Raw genomic sequence first — 19,673 nt, 5'->3', positions numbered from 1 at the left:
TTTACTTTCCATAATGATAGCGGCAAGCTGCAATAAAAACCTGTTCTAGTTCGTATTTATAAACTAATCTATGTTCTGTTGTAATGCGCCTAGACCAATAACCTTGCAAACCCCCTTTAAGAGCTTAGCCTATTTAATTGAGTATCAGGATCTTTAGTGATGTTGAGTAATTTATTGCTAGGATTAATTATTGAAGTTAGTGTTAATCTCGTTATAATAAAAGCGATGTTATTAATCATAGAAAGAGTTTGCGCGTAACGTTTTTTGAGCATAAGTCTTCACAGATTATAAAATGATAATTTCATTATTTGAATAAATATGGCGCCGTAATGAATTATTGTTTCGCAAAAATGAGTTATGTTCAACGACTCAATAAATTAAAAAACAATGAATAAAAAATTAATTACTTCAACGCTATTTATTCTTTATGCCATATGTGCAATTGCTCAACAAGATTCTCAAATTGATGTCGACGAATTCCGAAATAATGGATATTTCAATATTACTAAGTTAGGATATATATCGGTGAATGATGCCAGTAGTGAAACTTTCGCTGTTGGAGAAGGTGTCATTTTAACTAAACTTCCTTCTGACAGAGCTAATGCAATTAGTTTCCATACTATCAATGGTTATTTTTTTAATCCTTACTTATCAGCGGGCATAGGTGTCGGTTTAGATGGTTATCATAACCCAAATTATAATACGCTGCCAATTTATCTAGATGTTAGAGGGTATTTGACCGATGGTCTTGGTAGTCCGTATGTTTATTTGAATTATGGAACTTTAATAAAAATCCAAAATGGTCCTCGAAATGGGAATATATTCAATATTGGATTAGGGTATAAAATTCCATTAAATGATAATAGATTTGTTATTGTTAGCGATATAGGATATAGCTATAAGGCAGTTAGTAATGATGGAAAATCAATTAATGATTCTGAAAGTTATGCTATGCTAAAGGGAATGGTATTGAGTCTCGGAGTAATTTTTTAGCTGATTAAAATTAATTTCATCATTTTTTTAGAATTTTTTAAATTTATCTAGCCTATATTATTACTGAGGTTTTGAGTGTAAATGGCTTGAAGTTAAGACTATAGTTGAAACACAGCTTGTAACATTTTTAATTGTTTTGCGTCTTACTTGTATAACCAATTAAATATATCAATCAGGGAATTAGCATTAAACTCATCTTTATAATCCGTACCAGAACCCATTGCGGTTTCTCATTTTACAACTAACGGCTTATTAAATTCTAATTACAAATCAATTGTAAAACGGAATTTTAAACCATCATCTTCAACATCTGTATTTGACATTAGACAAAGATTAAAAGCGTCTCAATTGCATATCGTCAATCCTACAGCGGTCATTTTAAAATTAGCCGTATTTGTCATGGTTTTTGTGGTTTTGTTCTAAAATAGACTGGGATTATATTCTGAACGTTCAACTGGCACAATTATTTGTGCCTTTTAGTACTACAATAACATTATCAATTTATGTTGATGCGATTTCATTATACGCTTTAATCTCTTAAAACTTAGAAACTATGTCTGCAAGTGCAATGATTACCAGTGTTAGAAATAATTTAAACTTACTTTCTAAGCGTAGAAAACTCAAGAACAGATTAAGTAGTAATAGTTTTGGAAACAGAACGGAATACAATTTTCCTAAAGCTACTACTAAGCAGATTAAAGCAATTGGGAAACGATTACAAGAAGAGCGGAAAATTAGAATGCTGAAAGTCATATTGTTGACGGCTATTCTGTTTTTAGTAATTCTAGGTGTTTTTGCTTATTCGGCAGATGGAATTGTTGAATTGATATCGTACTAAAAATCAAAAGACCTCACAAGTTTTTAAAACCTGTGAGGTCTGTGTTTATAGAAACATAATTAGTTTTATACTAACCCAACACCGTCTTAATACGTCTAATAGCTTCCTTTATCTCATCCTGAGAAGCCGCATAAGAAATTCTAATACAATCTGGATTTCCAAAGGCTTCACCTGTAACCGTAGCAACCAAAGCTTCTTCTAACAAGAATAAAGAAAAATCGGATGCGTTATTAATAGTTTTTCCTTTGATGGTTTTTCCAAAATAAGCCGAGACATTTGGGAATACATAAAACGCCCCTTCCGGTTCATTGGTTTTAAAACCTTCAATCTCACTTAATAAATTCAAGATTAGTTGACGTCTTTCCTTAAATTCGTCAACCATATATTTAATCTTTGATGGCTCTGCTTCTAAAGCCGTTATCACAGCACGTTGTGCAATACAATTTGCACCACTAGTTATTTGTCCTTGCATTTTATTACAAGCTCTAGCAATCCAATCTGGTGCTCCGATATAGCCAATTCTCCAACCCGTCATGGCGAACGCTTTAGAAACGCCATTTACAGTAACCGTTCTGTCGTACATATCATCAAATTCAGCCATACTAAAATGCCCACCTCTAAAATTGATATGTTCGTAAATTTCATCGGAAACCACATAGATATTAGGATGTTTTTGTAAAACATCTGCCAATGCTCTTAACTCGTCTTTACTATAAACAGAACCACTTGGATTACAGGGTGAGCTGTACCAAATCATTTTTGTTTTTGGAGTAATGGCGGCTTCTAATTGCTCGGCCGTCATTTTAAAATCGGTATCAATAGACGTTTGTACTTCCACCGGAACACCCTCACTCAATTTTACAATATCGCTATAGCTCACCCAATACGGACAAGGTAAAATAACTTCGTCTCCAGGATTGAGCATGACAGCAGCAACATTGGCTAACGCTTGTTTAGCACCTGTTGACACAACAATTTGTGGTAAGGTGTAGTTGAGGTTATTGTCGCGCTTAAATTTAGTGATAATAGCTTCTTTTAACTCAACATACCCATCAACAGGTGTATAACCATTATAATTTTGATTAATAGCTTCTATAGCAGCTTCTTTAATAAAATCTGGTGTATTAAAGTCGGGTTCTCCTAAACTTAATCCAATAATATCTTTACCTTCTGCTCTTAATTCTCTGGCTTTTGCTGCCATGGCGAGCGTGGCTGATGTGGCTAGGTTGTTAATTCTATCCGATAGTTGATTCATGTGGTAGTGGTGTTATTTTTTTCGAAATAGCATTATGCCATGTTTGGCTTCATACCCAATTGCTTTAATTGTTGATAGTGTTCAGCTATAGCTGTCCAAATTGAATTATATTCATTATATGGTAAACTAAATTCATGCGCAGTTTCTCTTACTATTTGTGCAATATGTTTATAATGAACGTGACTTATATTAGAAAACAAGTGATGTTCAACTTGCCTGTTTAAGCCACCAGTATAAAATTCTACTATCCAACTTTTTGGTGAAAAATTAGACGTGGTAAAGAGTTGGTGAATGGCCCAAGTGTTTTTCATGGTGCCATTTTGGTCAGGTAATGGCATTTCTGTATTAGGCATTACATGTGCCAGTTGAAAGATAACGCTCAGAATAATTCCGGCTGTGTAATGCATAATTAAAAATCCGATTAAAACTTGCCACCAAGCATAACCTAAAACTAAGGGTAAAACAACCCAAATAGAATAGTAAATGATTTTACCAATAATTAATTTTGTCCACTGTGTTGCAGGATTAGGGAAATCTCCATAAGATAATTTCCTTTTAAGATACTGATAGGTTTGCTTAAAATCTGTGGTTACAGCCCAATTAACTGTTAGTAATCCGTATAATAAAAACGCATAAAATCTTTGGTACTTATGGATTTTTAACCATTGCGAATGTTTTGAGAAACGGATAATTCTTCCAGCGTCAATATCTTCATCATGGCCTTGGATATTCGTATAAGTATGATGTAAAACATTGTGTTGTACTTTCCAGTTATAATCATTACCAGCTAAAATATGAATGCTACTGCCCATAAGCTTATTTACCCATTTTTTACTTGAAAAAGAACCATGATTGGCGTCGTGCATAACATTCATACCAACGCCAGCCATGCCGATACCTATAACCATCATAGATATAATCAGTAACCAGCCAGGTAAATTATCTACGGTCAATAACAACACTAAAGGTCCGAGTAATAATGTAAACATTATTATAGCCTTTACATAGAGTTTCCAGTTTCCTGTTTTTTTAATATTATTTTCTTTAAAGTAATTATTAACGCGTTTATTTAAGGTTCTGAAGAACTTTGCAGAATCATTTCTTGAGAATTTTACGGTTTGTTGTGCCATAGTCTAAGGTATTATTAAATGTTATAACGTAAGGGATTGAAATTCATTATAACATTGGCAAAGATAGTTAATAATTAAAATGAGCATATGAGAATATGGTAAAAATAGTCATATTAAAATTAAGTATTTTTGTCCAAAAGACTAATTATGGAACTTATCCTAAAATATTTCCCCAACCTAACTGAAAATCAAATTAAACAGTTTGAAAGCTTAGAGGGCTTATACAAAGATTGGAATAGTAAAATTAACGTTATCTCGCGTAAAGATATTGATGAATTGTATTTAAGACATGTGTTACATTCTTTAGGAATTGCGAAAGTTATTGACTTTGAGGATACGACTTCAATACTAGATGTTGGTACGGGAGGTGGGTTTCCAGGCGTACCATTAGCCATCTTATTTCCCCAATGTCAATTTCATTTGGTAGATAGCATTAATAAAAAACTAAAAGTTATTAATGCGGTCTGCGAAAGTATTGAATTAACTAATGTGAAAACTACACATAGTCGGGTTGAAGCAATCGATGACACTTTCGATTTTATTGTGAGCAGAGCCGTAACAACCATGCCCGAATTTACCACTTGGGTAAAAGGAAAAATTGCCAAAACCCAGAAAAACGACCTAAAGAATGGTATTCTCTATTTAAAAGGAGGCGATTTAACCGAAGAATTAAAAAATTACAAAACGGTTAAAGCCTACTTATTATCCGATTATTTTGAAGAATCATTTTTCGACACCAAAAAGGTGATTCATTTACCTCTAAAATATAAATAGAAGACCCTATTTATTATAAGATTTACCGAAACGAAACCATAAAGATGGTATAGCTTTTTTCGTATACCAATGAATCAAATAGAACGTTTGTTTCGTATAAATAGAGCAAATGATAAATTGACTCTTACTCTTAAAGGTCATGAAGGTGCAGTGATATTCTTTTTCTAAGAAAATATAGAACAAGGTTACACAACTAATCATATTAATAAGTTAAACTTTTTATATGGATTAGGTAACACCCGAATCATTGTATTAGAAATTTATTCGAAACATTTTTAAAATAAAAAAACCGTGTTGATAAGTTTCAACACGGTTTTTACGTAAAATAAGAATTACAATTAATGATGTATCATCATTTAAATTTTTGTAAACTTAATTGTTTGGCCATTATTAAAGGTCAAAAAGTACATGCCGTTAGTTAAATGTCTCACATTAATCATGTCATCATTAGATACTGTTCCTTGACTTAATTTGGCTCCCAACATATTATATAATGAATAATTTTCGGAAGATGTTAATCCAGATATTTGAATAAAATCTGAAGTAGGATTAGGATATAATTTTACCGCCATCAATGGAGAATAATCCTCGACAGAAAGTGTAGAATTCAAGTTAATATCATCTAGCCATAAATTATTGCCATAAGCAGAAGTGCCTTTAAATCGGATAATTACGTCCTCTGATTCGTCAAAAGCAGATAAATCAATAGTATTATTAGACCAACCGGCTGCGGATCCCCCAGTAGGAATGAATTGATCGGTTGAAGCTGCTAAAGTAGCTAATGTCGATCCGCCTTGGTCAAATACTGTAGACCATGTAGCACCACAATCTGTAGACACTTGTACTGCCAGTCTATCATTTTCATTTTGATATTGTCGATAAGCGTGGTTAAAGGTTAGTGTAGAACTCGTACCTAAATTCAATTTATGGAAAATAAGATTCATTTCTCCGCTTGCAACAGCGTAAAATCTAAATAAAAGGCTACGGTTAGAGGTTCCGAAACCACCAATTTGTCCGACGTTAAAAGTAGGACCGTCTACTATACCAAATAAATCTTGTGTAATGGACGCATCTGCATCAAACAAAGCGCTCGCTAAATTACGGGTATAACCAGAATTAGCAGGCAATGTAGCATTCTCCATGCCTTCTAACAATGGAGCAGGAACTGCAGTCATATTTAATTTTTGATAAACATTATTAGACATGTCCATAAGCGCTTGGCTAACCCAATTATCGGTTCCGTTTACTGAGATAATTTCACTATTTATGGTATTAGTCCCACCATTAAGAGTTATAATTGGAAATGCGATTAATGTAGATTGACCATTATCTAAGCTGCCATTAAATGTTTGTTGAATTGGAGTGCCGCCGTTAATACTGTACTGTGCAACAACTTCTGTTACAATTGTACTGTCGTCATTGTTTGTAAATTCAATACCAGGTGTCAATGAATAATCGCAAAAGCCAGGATCTGCGGCAGAAGCGGATGATGCAGTAACTAAAAATGCTCCCGGTATAGTTGTAATATCAGATTTTTCCGTTTTTGCTGCTTGGTGTATGACTTTTGTAGCATTATTTTGGATGTAAATCGCAAAACTTACTTCTCTCTTATCTCTTAAATAAGAAGGTAAGCTTGTAATGGTAAAGTTAAAATTTGTTGAAGAATTTGCAGCAATAGTTCCAAGCGGTGCACCTGTAGTTGCATTCGCATTACCTGTAGAAGCATTGTACATTTGTCTCATAACATATTCAAATGAAGTTTCACCATTTGAACCTGGTGCAGAGGGATAAGTCACTTCATTTTCTACCATACTAACATAAATTTTATCCGCACTAGAGATTGCAGAATCGGTAACATTAGCGACGTCAATATTAACCGTTATTTCGTTCGGACTGATCCAGGTTTGTGTTGCCGTTATGCTATAAGGTGTCATTTGCGATGCGGCATTAGTAAGCGTTGCACTAGTTACAATGGTGTTAGGGAAATCAGTTGGGCCACCATTTAAACTGGTCGCTGGAACGCCATTAAAATTGTAATAACTTACACGAGCGCCTGGACCTGTTGGGAATTGAGCATTCATAGGGTCTACTCCAGGCCAAGAAGTCTGATGTGAAATACGAACATAATTATCTTCACCAAAAATATCGAGCGTATTTTTAAGTATGGGGTTTTGTCCAGCACATGGTGCACAAGAGGCTTGAGTAAAATGCTCAATCATTGGGGTTTTTTGAACTTGAGCATGTAAAGCAATAAAGCCAATAAATGCTAAAATTGAGAGTAAAGTTTTTTTCATACTGTTAGTGTTAGTTACAAAGACATTGCGTGCTTCGTTGGATTAAAATTATCCTTAAATATAAAAAAAATAATCAAAGGAGTAAATTTTAAAACTAAAAGAGATTTTGAACTAGTTATTTAGAAAAAATATAAGGTGTTATGGATAAAAATAGCGTGTTTCTATCTCAAGATTACTGTAAACGAGTTAGTTGAAAAATTTAAAAAAAGGAGTAATAAAATTTGTGGTACAAAAAAAGTGGTATTTCTACCACTTAATTCTTTTGCTATTGAGTACATTATTCAGGTTTATTTTTTCAATATTTTTAGTGTCGTTTTTATATTATTTTCATTTCTAATTTTAACAAAATACAATTGAGCTGATAAATCCGAAATATTAATTTTTTGATCGCCAGACTTCAGTTTAACCTCCTTAACTTTTTTTCCTAAAAGGTCATAAAATTCGACTGAAACGTTCTCTTCGACTGAAACGTTAAGTTCATTTTTTACCACCGTAGGGTAAACTTTTAAGTTAGAAATCTCAACATCATCAATACCTAAAACAGGTTGATAATTATAAATCATGCTAATAGGTGTACCAATTTCATTGTCCTCAGCATCATAAGCTTGAAAACGCAGCGTATAACTCATCGGAGTCGATGTGTCAGCAGGGTTTAAATTCCAAAGATTATTTCCAGTACTATTGGTTGCTCCAGGTGTAATTAATGCTGCAGTGCTAGGGTAAGCGCCATCTAAGCTAATATTATTTAAACAAACAAGAGCAAAACAAAGTTGAAAATTTGTGCCATCTGTATTAACAAGGTTATCAACAACTATTCTCATGTAAATATCTTCGGAAGATGTATTAGTCACTTCAAATTTCCAATTACAAGGATCATTGTAACCACAACTAGAATCCGTAAAATTGAAACTTTGTCCGTCAGTGACTATAGAGTTATTTCTTTTGTATATAACGTCGAACTGAGCGTGACATAAAAAAGAAGTTAGTAATAAACTTATAATAAGTAATTTTTTGTGCATGATAAATTGATTTTAAGAGTGTTGTGAATATGAAATAATTGTTTAAGTAAAATTACGGTTTTATTTTTTAAAAATTTAATAATTAAAAAGCTACAGTCAAGTTGGCACTAAAGCCTGTATTCTCTGGTACGAACCTACAAACACCTCCTATGCAAATTAAACCTCCACGTTGTCTACCGTAGTTAATGCCTAATCTTGTATTTCCTTTACTATAGCTGCCTCCAACACTGTAGTAGTGTGTTTCATTAGCACCTCCATAATTCCAATTATCGGCAGCATAAATAGCGAGTCGTGTAGAAAAATTATATTCTATTACTCCTGCAGCCCAATTTTTACGGTCGTCCTCACTCCATAAATGTTGTGCTACTAATCGCACCGCTTTTCCATTGTCGAAACGTCTTGTGGCTTCAAGAACCCCAATATTGGCAAGGATAGAATTGTTACCTAATGGGCCACCTTCAACGATACCTTTATCTACAATAACATTTTGATAAGTTAAAACAGAACTCCATTTTTTAGACCATTTCTTTTTTATTTCGAGATTAAAATCTCTAAATAATTGATGGCCTTTTCCTATAAATTTAGCTTTATACCATTTGTTTTCAATATTATATTCAGCATCTAAACCTCCCCAGTAAGAGAAATTCATCGCTAACTTTGTGCCGTACTTTCCTCCTAAAGACGTTCCTTTTTTAAAAGAATAAAACAAATCGAATTGGGTGCCAACTTCTCCAGAGCGCTGATCAAAAGACTCAATAATTAATCGTGGTTGCGGATTGTAAACGTAAATATTCGTTAATAAATAATCTTGTTGTTTAGTGAGTCCTGGTACATAGTTTATAACTTGTTGGTTAAAGATGTTACCTTCTGCTAATCGGTCTGAGTAAAAACTAAAATTTTCTAATCGTCTAAAGGTAGCATTGATGCCTAATCCTTTTTTGGCATATCCGGCATTGACTTGTAAGGCGGTACCGTCGTATAACTTATTAGATGAAATTTGTCCTTCATTTGCAATGACATCTGGATCTTTTACGATCGCTTCAACACCTGCATAAAAATTATCGATTATAAAATCTAATCGACCTCCATAAGCACCAACTGTAGTTGGAATTGCTTCAACACCATTAGTGTCTTGATTTCTGCCAACATAACTTGCTCCTAGTTGAATATCTATAGACTCAATATCTAATGCTCCGCTTAAATTTAAATCGGCATCGAGTCCTTGAATGGTTCCTGCAGATTCCTCAAAGCCCACCCTTTGTTTTCCGAAAACAGCTTTAAGGCTCAAGTTCTCTGTGGCATTGAATTTTATATTGAGACCCTTTAAAGCGTTGTTTAATCCCAATTGTCTATCCTCCCAAGATCGTAGAATTAAACCGCTCCCAAATTGCTCATAGAAATAGCCACCAGTAATATCTAAACTTTCATCTTTATAATTGAAATAATAGGTAGCGACATCGTTTTGAATATCATAAACAGGGCTATAACCAAGTAATGCTGACGGTAAATAAGATTCGTATTGAACACCGGCTGTAAACTTTCCTAGGTTATAATTCAAAAGAATGTAATTATTAGCTCTAAATTGATCCTCTGGGGCTAAGAAATTAATACCTTCATCGGTTTGAAGCCATTGGGAATTAGATTCTAATCCTCCGTAAAAGTAGCCGGTTTCTTGAGCGTTAATAGTAGAAATTTGAAATAATAAAGCGGTTAGAAAAAGTAATTTTTTCATATAAATTGGTAGTTAGCGGAAATCGTTAAGGGTAGATATTTTATTTAGACAGTTCCTTTATTTTTTCGAATAATTCTAATTCTGCTCCAGGACTGTAACCAGAATGTTCATATACAATCTTATTATCTTTAACTAAAATTGTAAGCGGAATACTTGAAGCATTTAGCGCACGTTTAAGATCATTATTAGTATCTAATAGAACCGTATATTCCCATCCTTTGCCATTGACCATAGACTTTACACGTCTCACTGTTCTGCTGTCATCAACTGAAATAGCAAGAAGCTCTACATTGGTTTCGTCTTGCCATTCATCATAGATGTCATTGATAGCGTCCAACTCTTTAATACAAGGCACACACCAAGTTGCCCAAAGTGAAATAATGGTAATTCCATCTTTATTCGTAGCGTCTTGTAGTGCCACGGTTTTTCCATCTATAGTAGTGACATCGAGATTAGGAAGTTCGTTTTGAGCTACAGATGTGAAACTAAATAGACCTAAGCAAAAAATAAAAATTAGTTTATTCATATGTTCGTATTTATTGATTTGAAATTTTCAATTAAAATCGTAGGTATTTGTAATTTAATTGTTACTCCATTTACAATGAACGAATGTTCAATATGCAGGATTAAAAACAAAATTTTGAATTTGGTTCACAATATTAGTTAAATTATTCCCAAATGTACAGTTGTATTAAAAATTAATTATTTTAGCAAAAAACAAGACATTGCTATGATTTTAAAAAAAATACCAAAATTATTTTTATTACTTCTATTATTGATAAGTGTTTCTTGTAGTAAAACGGAAGAAAATGTTCCTCTAACGACACCTACGGCTCAAATTAATGTGGATAAGATAGTAAGAAAAGCATCGCTTGTAAATCAAGATATTCCATTTAAAATTATTACAGAGACAAACGAAGATGTTACTAATTTAGCAACATTTTATGTTAACGGAGAAGCAGTTGAAGGAGCGTCATTTTCATCAAATACTATTGGTGATTTCGAGGTCTACGGAGTTTATATGGCAGATGGTGTGGAAGTGACGACCAATACGGAATCATTCAGTGTTATAATTCCAAAACGAAAAATTGTAATTGAAGATTATACTGGCACATGGTGTGGTTTTTGTCCGAGAGTCGCTGGAGCGGTAAACACGTTAAAAGATGAGACGGATTTTATTACGGTGGTGGCTATCCATGAAACAGCAAACAGCTTCCCAGATCCAATGCATTTTGATCAGGTACAATTGCTGAAAGATGCTTTTGATATTGAAGGATTTCCTGCTGCTAAAATTAATAGATCTGTAAATTGGGCATTACCTCATGCTACTAGTGATGTTACGAGCATAGCTGGTGTTGACACAAATTTGGCATTGGCTATAAATTCAGAATTGATTGATGATGAATTAACGGTGCAGGTGAACGTGGTATTTGAAGAGGGTTCAGTACAAGGTGATAAGTTAGTGGTTTACCTCTTAGAGGATGGTATTATATACGATCAAATTAATTATTATAATGAAGATAATACAAGTCCGTATTTTAATGCAGGTGATCCAATAGTGGGTTTTGAGCACAACGAAACATTAAGGAATTCTTTATCTAGCGTTTTAGGCGACGCTATACCGCCGACATCTGCGTTAACAGAATACATCACATCCTTTACTATGACTGTACCGTCAAATTATAATTTCGATAATTTAAGTATTGCAGCCATGGTAGTTGATTCTGATAATAAGGCTAAAAATTCGCAACACGCTCATGTTGGTGAAGATAAACCTTATGAATAACATGAAAAACCAGCTTTAAATATAAAACCTGAACAAAATGAATCGTTCAGGTTTTTTTTATACGTAAAATGTGGAACTCTTATTGGTTCACTATAAATTTGGTGGTGTACGATAAATTGTTGTCCCCTGAAACATTTAAAATATAAAAACCGGAAGTTAAATTTAGGGGAATTGAAGTTCTGTTATTCAATACCACATGCGATTTATATACTAATTTCCCGGTTAAGTCTGTAATTTTAATATTAGCATTATTGGTAACATTAGAGCGCAATATCAATTCATCCTTAACAGGGTTTCTTTCTAAGGTCGTAAATAATTGATTGTTTGATAGTCTTAAAGGAGTATTTAAAATTTCGTCTAAAGCAAAATTTACATTCCCTTGGGTAAGTTGTACGTGAGGTTCGCTTTCAGACGGTAAATAAGTATTAGCAAATGGTGTAGTCTCTAAATCTATAGTACTGTGCCAATCGATTTCGTCATTAGGAAATTGCAAAGCTAAAGCACTTACAGAAGGGATAAAATTAAATTTATCTACATTTAGAGCATTCACAAAATCGCTTGCAATTCCGCCATCGGCTCCTAAATCTCCCGTTAAACTTGATAAGTCATATAGGCCTCCTGGTGCAGCATCGATACCGTCAGAATATGGAAAAGCTTCACTTTCTGCTACCGAACCTTCAATTTCACTACCAAATAATTGAATAGAAATATTGCTTACTGTATTTGTATCGCCTGCAGCGGGTGTAAAATTTACATCGATGATAACATTAGCAGTGAAAATAAATATAGGAACACTAAACGACGTACTAATTACGGAATAATCATTTGTAACGGTCGGACTAGAATTTCCGAGTGCGAAATATGGTGTGTTATTACCGCTACCATTAATAATAGAAACATTACGAACATTTTCGGGGAAACCAGATGGAGTTAAAGCATTAATAGAGGTTTCAAATATGCCTCTGTACGGATGCGCCATAGGTAACTTTAAGGCGGGGTCAAAGGTTACTAAGTCTTCTCCAGATAAATGCGATTCTAAATGATCTGTTAATAATTGTCTAGCCGCCGGTGATTTTAATAAACCATTAATTAGAGGTTGTACTTCTTCAACGGGGAAAGTGTCATTAAAACCTAAAAAATTTAATTGATGTTGAAGTCCAATGGGTACATTAGCACCATGATGAGGCGAATCAAAAGAAATGTATAGCCGCGTGTCTGCATCCAATGAATTCGATTCCATGTAATTCAAAGCATAGCGGGCAATTATTCCGCCCATACTTGGGCCGATAATAACGTTTTGCTCTGGGCTATTCCCGGCTTTGTCTAAATTAATAGTGTTTAATAATTCCACTAAAAGCATAGCGTTGCGTTCCATAAAATCAGCTCCGCCATCAATGGTTTCGCCATCTTCTGCTCTTACGTAGGTTGGGAAATTTAGAATTACAACATCAAAACCTTGGGCTCTAACTAAGTCGGCTAAATTTTGGTCTCCATCTGTTCCTGCAAAATTTAATAAATTATATATGCCAGAAATATTTCTAGTATCTCCGGGGTCAAATCCGTCTACAACAATAATAGGTTTATCTAAAATATTATCATCACTTAGGTAGATCTCATATTCTCCTTCTCCGGGGTAATTGTTGGCCTCACCATAAGCAGATAGATCTGGAGTAATGGCCGATGTAAAAGTCGTTTGAGCAATTAATAGAGTTGGGAAAAGTAATAAAAAAACAAAGTACTTTTTTTTCATAATGGTAGAATTAATATTAATAGAATGAAAAGATACAAAGTTTAGTTAATTGAAGGTTGATTTTTTATGGCATTTCTATAAAGCACAAAAAAAAATCCTTAATAGCAAAATGCATTAAGGATTTAGATTTTAGTATGTTATAAAAGGCTTAACCTAAAAAAGGATATCTGTAATCTGTTGGGGTTACAAATGTTTCTTTGATTAACCTAGGCGATACCCAGCGCAATAAGTTTTGAGCACTACCAGCTTTATCATTGGTTCCAGATGCCCTTGCTCCGCCAAATGGTTGTTGGCCAACGACAGCTCCAGTAGGTTTGTCATTTATGTAGAAATTTCCTGCTGAATTCTGTAACGCTTTAGTCGCTTCTTCAACAGCATAACGACAAGTTGATAGAATTGCACCAGTTAAAGCATATTCACTCGTTTCATCCACTAATTTTAAAGTTTCTGAATAGGTATCATCTTCATAAACATATATCGTAATTACCGGACCGAATAACTCAGTACACATGGTAGTATATTTAGGATTGGTTGTTACGATAACCGTTGGTTCAATAAAATAGCCTTTCGATTTATCATAGTTTCCACCTGCAATGATTTCAGCATCACTATCGGCTTTAGCTTCATCGATATATTTAGCTAATTTATCAAAAGATCCCTCATGAATTACAGCTGTTATAAAGTTGCTCATATCCTCTGGAGATCCCATTTTAAAAGATTTAATATCTTCTACAACGTACTTTTTAACATCGGCCCATATACTTTTTGGGATATAAGCTCTGGATGCAGCGCTACATTTTTGCCCTTGAAATTCAAAAGCTCCACGAGAAATTGCCGTGGCTACTTGTTTAGCGTCAGCCGATTTATGAGCGACGATAAAATCTTTCCCACCGGTTTCACCAACAATTCTTGGGTAGGTTTTGTAATTATGAATATTATTTCCGATTTGCTTCCATAATTCTTTAAAAACATGTGTAGAACCTGTGAAGTGTAAACCAGAAAAATCCGGACTCGCTAATACCGTATTGGTAATCATTTCAGGATCGCCAAAAACAACATTAATTACACCGTCTGGTACTCCAGCTTCTTTAAAAATATCCATGATTACTTTTGCAGAATAGACTTGACTGTCACTTGGTTTCCACACGACAACATTGCCCATTAATGCCATACACGCTGGTAAGTTTCCTGCAATAGCAGTAAAATTAAATGGAGTTACAGCGTAAGTAAAACCTTCAAGAGGTCGGTATTCAACACGGTTCCAAGCATCACTTGTACTTTCTGGTTGTTCCATGTAAATATCTGACATAAACTGAACATTGAATCGTAAGAAATCAATCAACTCACATGCCGCATCAATTTCAGCCTGATAGATGTTTTTTGATTGAGCAATCATTGTTGCTGCATTAATTTTTGCTCTATAAGGTCCAGCAATTAATTCTGCTGCTTTCAAGAAAACTCCGGCACGTTGCTCCCATGGCATTTGAGACCAAGATTTGCGTGCCTCTAAAGCTGTAGAAATTGCGTCTTCAACGTGTTTTTGTTCTGCTAAATGGTATTCACCTACAATATGTTTGTGATCGTGAGGAGGAGACATCGTTCTGGTATTTCCAGTTTTTACATCTTCACCATTGATATACATTGGGACTTCAACTTTAGAGTTGAACATTGATTTGTAAGTATCTAGAACCTCTTTACGTTCTGGTGAACCAGGTGCGTAAGACATTACAGGCTCATTGACTGCAACAGGTACATTAAAGAATCCTTTTCCCATAAATATTTGTTTTTTTAGTTTGAAATTTTGAAAGAGCAAAGGTACAATTTTTATAAGAGAAAAGTTTCTTCAAACGTTATAGTTGTGTGAAGAATGATAATATATTTTTGTAAGTTGCTTATTGGTATTTCGACTTTTTTTTCATGTTCAATAACGACGCTTTTATTATTACGCTCGCTTATCCAGATACAATAGTGAGACTATCTGATGAGCGGTTTGTGCCCTATTTAAAATATCTCCATATAGGTTGTGAAAATTATGTGCGTGCTGGCCATGCTGCTTTGGTGTTAATAGAGTTAAAATCAGGGCGTTTAGAATATTATGATTTTGGTAGATATACCTGTCCACAAGGTTACGGTCGTGTCCGTGGAAAAATAACGGATCATGAATTGGACTTTCCGCTGGAAGCAGTAATTCACAACGGCCAAATAACTAATCTAAATGAGATTTTAAAATTTCTCGCTACAAACCCACAGTTCACCCATGGTGAAGGTAAGTTGGTAGCTTCCGTTTGTAATGTTATAAATTATAGAAGGGCTAAAGCGTTCATTATGGAATTTCAACAAAGAACTTCTATTAGATATGGTGCGTTTTTGAGACATGGCAGTAATTGTTCGCGGTTTGTAACAGAGGTTTTAATTACATCTATTAATGATACGTTGAAAAAGAAACGCTTAATTAATTCTCAACGATTTACTCCGAGCACAGTAAGTAATGTAGTCGTTGCGAATACTGAGCTCATGGTGTATGAAGTATCTGTATCTGGTGTAATTACTGAATTCACATCAACATCAAAAACTGAAAATAGACGTTGTTTTTTGGATAAGTTAAAGACATTTGAACCAAATTTTATTGGGAATTTAAAACCGAAATTGATTAAAGGAATTGCAGAACATGCACAATGGTTAGAAGGTATTGGAGCAGGAGCGTGGTTTGAAATTTACGATATAAATAGTAAAACCGAATACCGATTTAGGCGCATTTCACCTTATGGGAATATAGATTGCGATGGTATTTATAAAATTAATTCAACAGGGTTTGAAGTTAGTTCTACCTATCAGTTTGTGCATCATTCAAATTGCTCGTTTTTTCATATAGAACAAAAAGCCATTATCTATAGGTTTGATTTCAATAAAAAGTATACCTATTAATTCAGTGCAAAAGGAGCACTCAATTTAAACGAAGGAATATAAACTTTAAATTTATTGGCTTTTGTAAAGTTAACCATATTGTAGTGCCCTTGCATGGCTCCGAAAGGAGAGGTGAGAAGACATCCTGAGTTATAGGTGTGTTTTTCTCCTGGTTTTAAAACCGGTTTTTTACCTATGACACCTTCGCCTTCAATAATTTCTTCATTATTAAGGGCATCTAGTATTTTCCAGTGTCTAGAATTAAGCTGAACAGAATCTTTACTTTGATTTTCAATTGTTACTTTATAACCAAAGGCGAAGTGCACTTTATAATTTTTATAAAATGTACCTTCAAAATTAGTTTCTACAGAAATTTTAATTCCGCTTGTAACTTGTTGAACCATAATCTGATTAATTATTCTATGCTAAAGTAACATAATTTTTGAATGAAATCCTAAAATTCGCTAAGTGGTTGTAATTTTTAACAAATAATCGGCAACAAAAGCTTCTAAAGTTTTAAAAAAATGGATAACATCGCCCTTCTCTAAAAGACTGTTTATGGTGACCATTCTAACAAATTCGTGATCTTTAAAGGTTCCAAAACTAACCATGAGTTCTGCGTTTTGATATAACGCCGTACATAATTCACTCGCAGAAATACCTTTATAATTAAAGCAAACGGAAATTGAATTATCAAAACTATAAAGTTCGTAATCCTTGTGCTTGTTTATATAATCTCTGGCAATGTCTGCCATTTCAAACTGATTATCTACAATCTTCTCTAATCCAGATGTACCAACGGATTTCCATAGAGTCCAAATTTTTAAGGCATCGTTCCGCCTTCCACATTGTAATGAGGTTTTGCCTAAATTATAATCATCACCATCCGTTTGATATAAATAATCTGCTTCATTAGAAAATGAGTGATGCAGTTGATCTGTATGTTGAGTGACTATTATTGAGCAACTTAATGGCGTGCCTAACATTTTGTGAGCATTAATACTGAAAGAATCCGATTGTTCTAAACCAGCGATTAAATGCTTGTATGTATTGCTAAAAATTACTCCGCCACAATAGGCTCCATCTACATGTAGCCATAATTTATGGTCTTTGCAGACCTCACTAATCGCTTTAATATCGTCAAAAGCTCCGAACACAGTTGTACCTGCTGTGGCATTTACAAAGAAAGGTTCTAAGCCATTGCTAACATCGTGTGTAATAAGTTCCTTTAAATGTTCAATAAGCATTTCACCTTTAGAATTAGTATCAACCAATCGTACTTGGTTTCTTCCTATTCCTGTTAATACTGCATTTTTTAATATTGAGTAATGTGAAGTGTTAGAGGTGTAAACTGTCATTGGTTTAGATAGCCCTTCAACACGTATAGAGCCATTTTTGTGATCTCGAGCCATTATCAATGCCATCATATTACTCATAGATCCTCCTGGAGCGAAAGTGCCATCACTGGCTTTTGAGTAGCCAGCTAAAGCACAAATATTCTTGAGAACTTGTTTTTCAATACCAACTTGTGGCCCGGCGATTTTGTAGGTGTACATGCTAGTATTTAGCATTACAGCCAATAAATCTCCTAAGGTTGCTTTATTTTTTCTGCCACCATATAGTTGATTAAAAAAAGAAGTTGACGCTGTTTTTGGGGTATGTTTTATAAGCTCCTTCAAAACCACTTTTAATTGTTGGTCTATGATACCGTCTTTTTGAAGCGATAAATCAATTTGGTTATATAATTCTGAAGTAGGAATAGGTGTAGCAACAGGCCTTTTGATTTCTTCTTTAAGGAGTTCGTCACATAATTCTGAAAACAGGGCAAGGTCGTTTTGCATTTTTAAAATGATTTAATTGAGTAGTTGTCTTAAGAAAATTAGTCTGAATTAACTGTAATCCTTACGGGTTTAATTAGAGATGTTAACGGATGTAGCTTCCCCAAATCCAATAAGGCGATCATAACGTGCACCCAAATCTTTGTAGTAAACCAATACTTTGTAATTGTTCTCTGTTTCCCAGAAATTTCCGCTAATAGCTCCTTCATCTATAACACCAGTCACCTTATCAACAGCGACATATTTATAGTTGTAAAACCCTTGTTTCAATTTCATTATCGTTTCGTATCTCTTGGCTTCTGGATTGTATTCCATTTTGGTAATGGGTTCAATCATAAAAGCATTAAAATTTCCATACACATAAATATCTTTGTCTTTTAATTCATTGTGTAATAATGAAAAATGAACCATAACATAGTCGGCTTCAACATCAGGGTTGTCTCTGTCTAATACAGTTATTAAGAAATTTCCATTAATATCAGGATTATAGGTGTAAGGTCTATTTTTTCGAGATATGTTGGTGTATAAATAATTATTGTAAAGCTCTTTTAATTCAATAAATTGAATGCCAATATTGGCAGCTCGAACATCTTTATTTTCGAAAAAAGTATATTCATTTCCTGCCCAAAATGCAGATTCGGTATCGTAACGATATATGAGTTCATTACCCAAAGTATACTGTGGTTTTAAATCTGAAATTGCCGTGTTGAGGTTGTTGTTTTGAATAATAACCGTTTTAATAGTTTCTAAGGGATTATTCAGATTCATATTATTATCGGTAGTTATAACCAAATCAACAGATTGTTTTTCGGCAATAAATTTTACATCTCTTGAACGTTTGACCTTGACTCCTACATTGGTTAAATCTTCATAGATCATAAATTTTCTGCTAAACATCATTTCATCGTAATCATCATAAATAGAAATCATGTAATTTCCACTTTTCAATAAGGCTCGAGTTTGTGTGTTCGGAATGTTTAAAGTGTAGTGCGAATATATCTGATAGGTATTAAATGAGTTTTCATAAGTCAAAATCCTTTGGTTGTCTAAACCTTTAAGGTATTCAGATTTCACTAAAGTTGAAGGTGTCCAATCGAAGTTAAAATGCTCAATGATGTAGTAAAAGTCTTCTTCATTTCCAGTTAAAGCATCAAATTCCAATTTTAAGGATTCGCCCAATTTTAAAATAGGTAATTGCCCTTGTGTAGTATTACTTTTAAAGGTAATGGTTTTTATAAAATTTGGTGGATTAAGTTCTTCCGCAACTTGCGACAATACGATTGTAGGATAGGTTAAAAGAAAAATAAGGCTTAAAATTCGCTGTTTCATTATTATAATTTTGTAGAGCATAAAGATAATC

General features: G+C 33.9%; 17 protein-coding genes. 5 read left to right on the top strand and 12 right to left on the bottom strand.

What is annotated here, in order from left to right; translation table 11 throughout:
- Position 1: 1 nt before the first annotated feature.
- Positions 2-109 (bottom strand): type II toxin-antitoxin system YoeB family toxin, encoded by a 108-nt coding sequence (locus QMA06_RS09490; RefSeq protein ID WP_290206603.1) that lies wholly within the window; start codon positions 107-109, stop codon positions 2-4.
- Positions 110-387: 278 nt separating this feature from the next.
- On the opposite strand from QMA06_RS09490, the gene QMA06_RS09485 reads away from it, so the two are divergent.
- Together QMA06_RS09485 and QMA06_RS09480 are read left to right on the top strand one after the other, a co-directional pair.
- Positions 388-993 (top strand): hypothetical protein, encoded by a 606-nt coding sequence (locus QMA06_RS09485; protein ID WP_290206602.1) that lies wholly within the window; start codon positions 388-390, stop codon positions 991-993.
- A 553-nt stretch (positions 994-1,546) separates the two neighbouring features.
- Positions 1,547-1,831: a hypothetical protein gene (locus QMA06_RS09480; protein ID WP_290206600.1), complete on the top strand. Its 285-nt coding sequence runs from the start codon at positions 1,547-1,549 to the stop codon at positions 1,829-1,831.
- Positions 1,832-1,901: 70 nt separating this feature from the next.
- Here the strand turns inward: QMA06_RS09480 and QMA06_RS09475 are convergent, their stop codons facing one another.
- Both QMA06_RS09475 and QMA06_RS09470 read right to left on the bottom strand, forming a co-directional pair.
- Positions 1,902-3,086, bottom strand: coding sequence for a pyridoxal phosphate-dependent aminotransferase (locus tag QMA06_RS09475; RefSeq protein ID WP_290206599.1), 1,185 nt, complete (start codon positions 3,084-3,086; stop codon positions 1,902-1,904).
- A 32-nt stretch (positions 3,087-3,118) separates the two neighbouring features.
- Positions 3,119-4,216 carry a fatty acid desaturase family protein gene (locus QMA06_RS09470; protein WP_290206598.1) on the bottom strand — a complete coding sequence of 366 codons (1,098 nt, stop codon included), beginning with the start codon at positions 4,214-4,216 and terminating at the stop codon, positions 3,119-3,121.
- Positions 4,217-4,363: 147 nt separating this feature from the next.
- Between QMA06_RS09470 and rsmG the strand changes: the two genes are divergently transcribed.
- Positions 4,364-4,990, top strand: a complete 627-nt coding sequence (gene rsmG, locus QMA06_RS09465; protein WP_290206597.1) for a 16S rRNA (guanine(527)-N(7))-methyltransferase RsmG — start codon at positions 4,364-4,366, stop codon at positions 4,988-4,990.
- Between the two features lie 356 nt (positions 4,991-5,346).
- On the opposite strand, the gene QMA06_RS09460 is transcribed toward rsmG, so the two are convergent.
- The 4 genes from QMA06_RS09460 to QMA06_RS09445 form a co-directional block, all read right to left on the bottom strand.
- Positions 5,347-7,284, bottom strand: a complete 1,938-nt coding sequence (locus tag QMA06_RS09460; protein ID WP_290206596.1) for a T9SS-dependent choice-of-anchor J family protein — start codon at positions 7,282-7,284, stop codon at positions 5,347-5,349.
- A 287-nt stretch (positions 7,285-7,571) separates the two neighbouring features.
- Positions 7,572-8,303: a T9SS type A sorting domain-containing protein gene (locus tag QMA06_RS09455; RefSeq protein ID WP_290206595.1), complete on the bottom strand. Its 732-nt coding sequence runs from the start codon at positions 8,301-8,303 to the stop codon at positions 7,572-7,574.
- An 82-nt stretch (positions 8,304-8,385) separates the two neighbouring features.
- Positions 8,386-10,035 (bottom strand): DUF6029 family protein, encoded by a 1,650-nt coding sequence (locus QMA06_RS09450; protein WP_290206594.1) that lies wholly within the window; start codon positions 10,033-10,035, stop codon positions 8,386-8,388.
- 40 nt (positions 10,036-10,075) lie between these two features.
- Positions 10,076-10,561 carry a TlpA family protein disulfide reductase gene (locus QMA06_RS09445; RefSeq protein WP_290206593.1) on the bottom strand — a complete coding sequence of 162 codons (486 nt, stop codon included), beginning with the start codon at positions 10,559-10,561 and terminating at the stop codon, positions 10,076-10,078.
- A gap of 204 nt (positions 10,562-10,765) precedes the next feature.
- On the opposite strand from QMA06_RS09445, the gene QMA06_RS09440 reads away from it, so the two are divergent.
- Positions 10,766-11,821 carry an Omp28-related outer membrane protein gene (locus QMA06_RS09440; protein WP_290206592.1) on the top strand — a complete coding sequence of 352 codons (1,056 nt, stop codon included), beginning with the start codon at positions 10,766-10,768 and terminating at the stop codon, positions 11,819-11,821.
- A gap of 79 nt (positions 11,822-11,900) precedes the next feature.
- On the opposite strand, the gene QMA06_RS09435 is transcribed toward QMA06_RS09440, so the two are convergent.
- Together QMA06_RS09435 and pruA are read right to left on the bottom strand one after the other, a co-directional pair.
- Entirely contained in the window at positions 11,901-13,571 is a 1,671-nt protein-coding gene (locus QMA06_RS09435; protein ID WP_290206591.1) for a T9SS type A sorting domain-containing protein, read from the bottom strand.
- A gap of 148 nt (positions 13,572-13,719) precedes the next feature.
- On the bottom strand, positions 13,720-15,345 hold the full coding sequence (pruA, locus tag QMA06_RS09430; RefSeq protein ID WP_290206590.1) for an L-glutamate gamma-semialdehyde dehydrogenase: 1,626 nt from the start codon (positions 15,343-15,345) through the stop codon (positions 13,720-13,722).
- Between the two features lie 143 nt (positions 15,346-15,488).
- On the opposite strand from pruA, the gene QMA06_RS09425 reads away from it, so the two are divergent.
- Positions 15,489-16,496: a DUF6695 family protein gene (locus QMA06_RS09425; protein WP_290206589.1), complete on the top strand. Its 1,008-nt coding sequence runs from the start codon at positions 15,489-15,491 to the stop codon at positions 16,494-16,496.
- Here QMA06_RS09425 and apaG read toward each other — a convergent pair.
- From apaG to QMA06_RS09410, 3 genes are all read right to left on the bottom strand, one after another.
- Positions 16,493-16,879 carry a Co2+/Mg2+ efflux protein ApaG gene (apaG, locus tag QMA06_RS09420; RefSeq protein ID WP_290206588.1) on the bottom strand — a complete coding sequence of 129 codons (387 nt, stop codon included), beginning with the start codon at positions 16,877-16,879 and terminating at the stop codon, positions 16,493-16,495. The genes QMA06_RS09425 and apaG overlap by 4 nt on opposite strands.
- Before the next feature lie 60 nt (positions 16,880-16,939).
- A complete protein-coding gene (locus tag QMA06_RS09415; RefSeq protein ID WP_290206587.1) occupies positions 16,940-18,316 on the bottom strand; it encodes a pyridoxal phosphate-dependent decarboxylase family protein in 1,377 nt (458 codons plus the stop codon).
- A gap of 69 nt (positions 18,317-18,385) precedes the next feature.
- Positions 18,386-19,642, bottom strand: a complete 1,257-nt coding sequence (locus QMA06_RS09410; protein WP_290206586.1) for a type IX secretion system plug protein — start codon at positions 19,640-19,642, stop codon at positions 18,386-18,388.
- Positions 19,643-19,673: the final 31 nt, after the last annotated feature.

Source organism: Winogradskyella bathintestinalis, assembly GCF_030407435.1.
Lineage (GTDB): Bacteria > Bacteroidota > Bacteroidia > Flavobacteriales > Flavobacteriaceae > Winogradskyella > Winogradskyella bathintestinalis.
The sequence above is the reverse complement of the archived record's forward strand: the minus strand, read 5'-3'. Positions and strand labels throughout refer to the sequence as shown.

Coding starts and splice junctions, on each gene's coding strand:
- QMA06_RS09485 (WP_290206602.1), top strand. CDS start 388: ATGAATAAAAAATTAATTACTTCAACGCTATTTATTCTTTATGCCATA.
- QMA06_RS09480 (WP_290206600.1), top strand. CDS start 1,547: ATGTCTGCAAGTGCAATGATTACCAGTGTTAGAAATAATTTAAACTTA.
- QMA06_RS09475 (WP_290206599.1), bottom strand. CDS start 3,086: ATGAATCAACTATCGGATAGAATTAACAACCTAGCCACATCAGCCACG.
- QMA06_RS09470 (WP_290206598.1), bottom strand. CDS start 4,216: ATGGCACAACAAACCGTAAAATTCTCAAGAAATGATTCTGCAAAGTTC.
- rsmG (WP_290206597.1), top strand. CDS start 4,364: ATGGAACTTATCCTAAAATATTTCCCCAACCTAACTGAAAATCAAATT.
- QMA06_RS09460 (WP_290206596.1), bottom strand. CDS start 7,284: ATGAAAAAAACTTTACTCTCAATTTTAGCATTTATTGGCTTTATTGCT.
- QMA06_RS09455 (WP_290206595.1), bottom strand. CDS start 8,303: ATGCACAAAAAATTACTTATTATAAGTTTATTACTAACTTCTTTTTTA.
- QMA06_RS09450 (WP_290206594.1), bottom strand. CDS start 10,035: ATGAAAAAATTACTTTTTCTAACCGCTTTATTATTTCAAATTTCTACT.
- QMA06_RS09445 (WP_290206593.1), bottom strand. CDS start 10,561: ATGAATAAACTAATTTTTATTTTTTGCTTAGGTCTATTTAGTTTCACA.
- QMA06_RS09440 (WP_290206592.1), top strand. CDS start 10,766: ATGATTTTAAAAAAAATACCAAAATTATTTTTATTACTTCTATTATTG.
- QMA06_RS09435 (WP_290206591.1), bottom strand. CDS start 13,571: ATGAAAAAAAAGTACTTTGTTTTTTTATTACTTTTCCCAACTCTATTA.
- pruA (WP_290206590.1), bottom strand. CDS start 15,345: ATGGGAAAAGGATTCTTTAATGTACCTGTTGCAGTCAATGAGCCTGTA.
- QMA06_RS09425 (WP_290206589.1), top strand. CDS start 15,489: ATGTTCAATAACGACGCTTTTATTATTACGCTCGCTTATCCAGATACA.
- apaG (WP_290206588.1), bottom strand. CDS start 16,879: ATGGTTCAACAAGTTACAAGCGGAATTAAAATTTCTGTAGAAACTAAT.
- QMA06_RS09415 (WP_290206587.1), bottom strand. CDS start 18,316: ATGCAAAACGACCTTGCCCTGTTTTCAGAATTATGTGACGAACTCCTT.
- QMA06_RS09410 (WP_290206586.1), bottom strand. CDS start 19,642: ATGAAACAGCGAATTTTAAGCCTTATTTTTCTTTTAACCTATCCTACA.